A 6694-nucleotide genomic window follows, 5' to 3' on the forward strand; every position below is an offset into this window, starting at 1 on the left:
CCCGACACCCCAGGAGAGGAGGTGAACACTCATGACAGAAGACCGGATCACTCAGCGCACCATCACCGCAGTCATGATCGTCATTGCCGCGCTGGCGTTCGTCTTCTCCTTCGGCAACGTCTGGTCCCTCGCCCTACGCCTCGGCGTCCCCGGCCCGATCGCACCGCTCATCGCCCCGATGGTGGACCTGTCCGTGGTCGGCCTCCTGGTCGCGCTTCGCTACCTCTCCCTGCGCGGCCTGCCCGCAGACCAGGTGACGGCTGCCACCCGCCTCATGCACTTCTCCGGACTGCTGACCCTCGCCCTCAACGTCGCCGAACCGATCGTCGCCGGACACTACGGCCGCGCCGCCGTCGACGCGGTGGCCCCGCTGCTCCTCCTCGGCTGGGGCTCCGTCGGCCCGCAGCTCCTGCGCGCCTTCCACACCGTTGCGCGCCCCGCCGTACCGGCTCCGCTGCCGGACGAGATCGAATCGGAGCCCGCGACTGGTTCCGACGCCCCCAGCCCTGCGGAGCCGCTCACCCTTCCGGCCCCGCCCCCGGCCCCGGTCGCTGCTCAGATCGCCCCGGCTCCCGCTCCCGCTTCACCCGTGGTCAAGGTCCCTGAGCCGCTGCTGACCGAAGCACGCTCTATCGCGACATCCCACCGCACCGAGCACGGCGAGCCGATCACGGCTGCCCAGCTCAAAACGCGACTCGGGATCGGCCTGCCCATGGCCACCGCGCTGCACGCCGCTCTGTAGGGCCACCCCTTCCGCCGGCCTCCCCGGCCCCCACCACCGCCCCCTGGGCCCGACTCGCCATGCCTGCGGGCAGCAGCCCGAGCGCACTGAATCACTGCTGCCCGCAGGTCTCACCCTCGCGCCAGAAAGGACACCCCGCCACCCATGCGCCGCCCCCTCGACCTGCGCCACGTCATCAGCCCCGGCCTGCGGGACCTGGTCGAACTGGCCAACACCGACGACTTCGACCGCGTCACCGAACAGGTCCGCGACCTGCGCGGCTGCACGAGCCCCGTCAACCTCCACGGCTGGACGATCACCACCGACCAGGCCACCAAGCAAGTCGTCCGCTCCTACCGCTCCGAGGACGAACCCTCCGGCCGCCTCCTCACCACCTGCGGCAACCGCCGTGCCTCCCGCTGCCCGGCCTGCTCCCGCCTCTACGCGGCCGACACCTACCACCTGATCAAGGCCGGACTGTCCGGCGGCAAGAACGTCGCCGAAGCCGTCCGCGACCACCCCCGCGCCTTCGTCACCCTCACCGCCCCGTCCTTCGGCCCCGTCCACAACCGCCCCATGACCGACGCGGGCAAGCCCCGCCCCTGCGCGTGCGGCGAAAGCCACTCCCTGGACGCGCCCGAACTCGGCACCCCACTCCGCCCGGCAAGCTACGACTACACCGGCGCCGTGCTGTGGAACGCCCACGCCGGGGCCCTGTGGGCACGCTTCACCACCTACCTGCGCCGCGCCCTCGCCGAGCACTTCGGCATGACGCAGAAGGCGCTCAACTCGGCCCTCCGCGTCTCCTTCGCCAAGGTCGCCGAGTACCAGCAACGCGGCCTGGTCCACTTCCACGCGGTCGTCCGCTTCGACGGTCCCGACGGCCACACCACCTCGCCCCCGACCTGGGCCACCTTCGTCGCCCTCCGCGTCGCCGTCGGCCTGGCGGTCGAGCGTGCCCGGCTCACGGTCGAGTCGGACGCGGTCGGCGAACGCGTCATCCGGTGGGGCGACCGGTTCAAGGTGGACCAGATCTCGGCCCTGGGGGACGGCGAACTCACGGACGCCAAGGTCGCCGGATACGTCGCCAAGTACGCCACCAAGAACGCCGAAGGCGCGGGCACCGTGGACCGCACCCTCGTATGCCGCCCCTGCGCCGGACGCGGCTACGTACGCGGCCCCGACGGCTTCCGCGACCTGTGCGACGACTGCGACGGCACCGGCCAAGCCGAACCCCTCACCAACCTCCCCGTACAGCAGCACGCCCGGCAGATGATCCGCACCGCATGGGCGCTCGGCCACCTCCCTGAGTTCGCCGATCTCAAGCTCTGGAAGTGGGCCCACATGCTCGGCTTCCGCGGCCACTTCTCCAGCAAATCGCGCGCCTACTCGACCACCCTCGGCGCTCTCCGCGACGTACGCCGTGCCTGGCGCACCGCCCAAGCCGAAGCCGCCCGCATCCGCGCCGGCCTCCCCGTCGACGACGAGAACACCACCCTCGTCACCGCCTCCTCGTGGACCTACCTCAGCAGCGGCTACCGCCCCGGCGAAGAACTCCTCGCCGCTCAGGTCCGCCACGACAGAACCCATTCCGAACGCCTCAAGGCCGAAGGAGCACCCTGGCTGTGACCACTCCGACCACCGCCGACAAGCGAACGCTGACGCTGGTCGAAGCACTCGCTGAGATCAGGGTCTCCCGCGCTGCGTTCTACCGGATGCGCGCGCGGGGCCAGGCACCGAAGCATCTGAAGCTCCCCAACGGTCAGATACGTATCCGCCGGGCGGACCTCGACGCCTGGTTCGACGGCTGCGAGGTGCAGGAAGCGTGCTGACCTACGACGTTCAGATCTGGGGCATCCGCAAGCGGCCCAACCGCGCGGCGGCTTATCAGCTTCGGTGGCGCGTCGGTCCACGCCCCTTCTCAAAGAGCTACAAGATCAAGGCCCAGGCCGACGGCCGTCGCGCGGAGCTGCTGACCGCCCTGCGAAATCGCGAGCAGTTCGACACGGAAACCGGCCTGCCCGCCTCAGAGGTCCAGGCGCTCAACTCCTCCACCTGGTACACCCACACCCGCGCGTACGCCGAGATGAAGTGGTCTGGCGCCTCGGCCAAGCACCGGGCGAGCATCGCTGACACGCTCGCCACCATCACGCCGAAGCTGGTCAAGGACCGCCGCGGGGCCCCGACTCCGAAGGTGCTTCGGATCGCACTCTATTCGTGGGTCTACCGGTTCGTCCTCGGCGACGACGGAACGCTGAGGCCGCGTCTCGACGTCGACGAGCCACCTGCCGAGATCGTGGCCGCGTTGGACTGGATAGACCGGAAGTCCGTGAACATCACCGTCCTCAACACGCCCTCGGCGGTGCGTACTGCGCTCGACGCGCTGAAGCTGAAGCAGGACGGCACGGTCGCTGCCGAGAACACGGTGAACCGGAAGCGGACGGTCTTCAGCAACTGTCTTCGGTATGCGGTGGAACGGGAGTTGCTGACGGCATTGCCCCTCGACAAGGTCGACTGGACCCCGCCCGAGACTGACGACGAGATCGACTTTCGATTCGTACCCGGCCCCAAGCGGGTGAAGGCGCTGTTCGACGCCGTAGGCGAGCAGGGGCCACGCGGTCGCCACCTGATGGCGTTCTTCGGCTGCCTCTACTACGCGGCCAACCGCCCCGGGGAGGCAGCCAATCTCCGAGAAGAAGACTTCACCTTGCCCGAAGAAGGCTGGGGAGAAGTGCTGCTGTCCACGAGCACGCCCCGCGTCGGCTCCGGGTGGACCGACACGGGCGAGTCGTTCGATACGCGCGGCCTGAAGAGGCGGGCCCGCAAGGCGACCCGGCCTGTGCCGATTCCCCCCGTCCTCGTGCGCTTGGTCCGCGAGCACATCAAGGAGTTCGGTACCGCTGAAGACGGCCGACTGTTCCGTGCAGCCCAAGGAGGCGGCCTGCTGTCCAAGGAGTACGGGGAGGTTTGGAAGGCGGCTCGACTCGCGGTGCTGACCGAATCCGAAGCGACTTCCCCCCTGGCTGACGTGCCGTACTCCCTGCGTCATGCGGGCGTCTCACTCTGGCTTGAGTCCGGAGTCTCCCCGGCTGAGGTTGCGCGGCGGGCTGGCCACAGCATCGCTGTCCTCTTCCGCTTCTACGCCAAGGCGATTCATCGTAATCAGCAGCGCTCGAACGAGCAGATCGAGCGAGCCTTGGATGCCGCAGATGAGGAGTCGGCAGACTCTGCCAACATCACCACGCCGTGAGCCATAAGACGTCGCCGTCACTGGGATCCCAGTGACGGCGGCTTCGTCTCATACGCGGAAGGGACTGCTGATCTTGTAGGCGAGAGCGGCTCACTGCGCCGCGACGGCGTCCGTGTCCTCGTGCTCCCGGCCGGCAAGGAGCTCCAGGCAGTTGCGGGCAGGGAGGCACACGACAGATGGCGCAGGTGGGGTAGCATTCCCAAAACGGCACGCGTCCTCGCAAAGTCGCCATCCGTTCGCCATGTTGAGCAAGGGGACAGGGCACGCCAGGGAAGAACCCTCGACCGAGGGCAGGCACCCAAGGGCGGAGGATCCTCATCCCTTTCGGAAGAAAGGCACGTCATTGGAGGGCCGCACTTCGGTGCGGATCTGAGATGTCACGCTCCTGCGCACCCACAGATTGCGCCGGACAAGTGACGTCCACCTATGACCGTTGTCGTTTTGCGGTCTGGCTCCCGGCGTTGCTCGACATGTCCGCATACCATGTCGTCACTTGGGACCAGCCGCCTTCCCGAAATGGGTAGGTTCGTGAGCCGAAACCAGGTTCTCTGGGCTCTCGTAGCTTCTTTCTTCCTCTCCCTCACCTCTGGGCTCGTCGCTGGCATCATCAGGGCGAACCTTGACGCCAGCACCCCCGAACAGTGCATAGGTTGGGGAGCCTCTACCTTCGGCGCCGTTGCGATGCTTTGCGTTGCAGTCATCATGATCTTCATTTCCTTGCCGAAGAAGCGCAGCGGTAGTCTCTAATTGAGCGTTTTCAGAGTGGCCACTGATCGGCTGACGGGCCGACGTTTCGCAACGCCCGAGGGTCCTGTGCCGTTGAGAGAGATGTTCGACGTCTGAACGCGGGTCCACGGTGGGAACGCCGATTCTCAACGCTCAGGGGTTTGGTGGTGTTCTCCCGGGCCGATGGGCCGCCTCCATCTGAGCGACACGGCCGGGTCGGTCCAGAAGTTCAGACACGTGTTAGGGCTTGCGCTCAACCTGCGCATTTCGCTGGCGGCCCCGGACATTCCCCGTGGTCCGGGGCCCCATGACGTGAGGGATTAGCCGGTCCCTCATTGCGGCTGACCTCCCGTGGACCGTGACACGCGGGATGTCCTGACACGGCTCTGAACTGCTGGTTCTCCCGCATTGTTGGTCCACGCCTGGTCCACACACACTGATCCACAACGCGACAGAGCCGGATCAAGGTGAGACACCCTCCATGCAGACGGGGCGCCCTTCATCAAGAGACACCCCATCTGAGCAGCACGTCTATGACCTGCGGAGTCGGCGCGATCCGAACCCACGGAGACACTTTCGCGTCCTCACGTTTTTCAAGACCGTTCCCTTAGGCCGCTCGGGCAACCCACCCCGCGCGATCACGTTGGTGGTCGCGCGGGGACAAGACTAGCCGGTCAGCGGAGGCGGGTGGGGGCCGGATCGGGGAGGCGGGTCAGCTGTCGCCCTGGCGTTCGCCGAGGGTGACGTCCGCCGTGCGGGTCTTGCCGTCGCGGGTGTAGGTCAGGGTGACCTTGTCACCGGGGAGGTGGGTCCAGATCTCGCCGATGAGGGTGGGGCCGCTGTCGATGACGTGGTCGTCGAGCTTGGTGATGACGTCGCCGGGCTTGAGGCCGGCCTTGGCGGCGGGGCCGCCCGCGGTGATGGAGTCCGCGCCGCCCTCACCGGAATCCGTGATCTTCGCTCCGCCCGTGCCCTCCTCCAGGGAGACCGAGGCGCCGATCACCGGGTACACCGGCTTGCCTGTCCTGATCAGCTGCTGGGCCACGTTCTTGGCCTGGTTGATCGGGATGGCGAAGCCGAGGCCGATGGAGCCCGCCTGGCCGGAGCCGAAGCTGCCGTTGCTGGCGGACTGGATGGCCGAGTTGATGCCGATGACATTGCCGCGGGCGTCGAGGAGGGGGCCGCCGGAGTTGCCGGGGTTGATGGACGCGTCGGTCTGCAGGGCGCTCATGTAGGAGGCCTTGCTGCCGGAGGAGCCGTCGCTGGAGGCCACCGGGCGGTTCTTGGCGCTGATGATGCCCGTCGTGACCGTGTTGGAGAGGCCGAAGGGCGCGCCGATCGCGATCGTCGAGTCGCCCACCGCGACCTTGTCGGAGTCGCCGAGCGTCAGCGGCTGGAGGTTCGACGGGGCGTTCTTCAGCTTGATGACCGCCACGTCGTAGCCCTGCGCGTGGCCGACGACCTCGGCGTCGTACTTCTTGCCGTCCGGGAAGCTGGCCGTCACCTTGCCGCCGTCGACGGCCTCCGCCACCACGTGGTTGTTGGTGACGATGTGGCCTTCCCTGTCGAACACGAAGCCCGTGCCCGTGCCGCCGTCGCCGTCGCTGTTCGACGCCTCGATGGTGACCGTGCTCGGCAGCGCGGAGGAGGCCACGGCGGCGACCGTACCGGCCGAGCGCTTGACGTCTCCGCCGTTCTGGGAGGCCGAGACGGTCGTGGAACCGGTGGAGTTGTCGTTGCGGTCGGCCAGTGTGTAGCCGATGCCGCCGCCGACCCCACCCGCGACCAACGCGGCCACGAGGATCGCGGCGATCAGACCGCCCCGCTTGTTGCCCGCCGGCTTCGGGGCCGGCTGCTGCGTCTGCTGCCACGAGGAGCCCCAGCCGCCGCCACCGGGGCCACCGGAACCGCCGGGGCCACCGGCTCCTCCGGCCGCACCCGCGTCGCCGTACGCGCCGACGCCGTACGCGTACGCGCCGGTGCCGTTGTCCGCGTAC

The 6694-nt window shown here is 68.2% G+C and carries 5 protein-coding genes; 4 read left to right on the forward strand and 1 reads right to left on the reverse strand.

Annotation, left to right across the window (positions count from 1 at the left end; translation table 11 throughout):
• Positions 1–31 precede the first annotated feature (31 nt).
• The 4 genes from AWZ10_RS43245 to AWZ10_RS43260 all read left to right on the forward strand — a co-directional run bounded on the left by AWZ10_RS43245 (position 32) and on the right by AWZ10_RS43260 (position 3971).
• Entirely contained in the window at positions 32–742 is a 711-nt protein-coding gene (locus tag AWZ10_RS43245; RefSeq protein ID WP_060893887.1) for a DUF2637 domain-containing protein, read from the forward strand.
• A 144-nt stretch (positions 743–886) separates the two neighbouring features.
• Positions 887–2350 (forward strand): replication initiator, encoded by a 1464-nt coding sequence (locus AWZ10_RS43250; RefSeq protein WP_060893888.1) that lies wholly within the window; start codon positions 887–889, stop codon positions 2348–2350.
• On the forward strand, positions 2347–2553 hold the full coding sequence (locus tag AWZ10_RS43255; RefSeq protein ID WP_059083826.1) for a helix-turn-helix transcriptional regulator: 207 nt from the start codon (positions 2347–2349) through the stop codon (positions 2551–2553). The genes AWZ10_RS43250 and AWZ10_RS43255 overlap by 4 nt, the downstream gene beginning before the upstream one ends.
• Positions 2547–3971, forward strand: a complete 1425-nt coding sequence (locus tag AWZ10_RS43260) for a tyrosine-type recombinase/integrase (protein ID WP_060893889.1) — start codon at positions 2547–2549, stop codon at positions 3969–3971. The genes AWZ10_RS43255 and AWZ10_RS43260 overlap by 7 nt, the downstream gene beginning before the upstream one ends.
• A gap of 1438 nt (positions 3972–5409) precedes the next feature.
• Here AWZ10_RS43260 and AWZ10_RS43270 read toward each other — a convergent pair.
• Positions 5410–6694 (reverse strand): S1C family serine protease (locus AWZ10_RS43270; protein ID WP_060893891.1); only part of this gene is annotated, 1285 nt, incomplete at its 5' end.

Source organism: Streptomyces europaeiscabiei (genome assembly GCF_001550375.1).
GTDB classification, from domain to species: domain Bacteria; phylum Actinomycetota; class Actinomycetes; order Streptomycetales; family Streptomycetaceae; genus Streptomyces; species Streptomyces europaeiscabiei.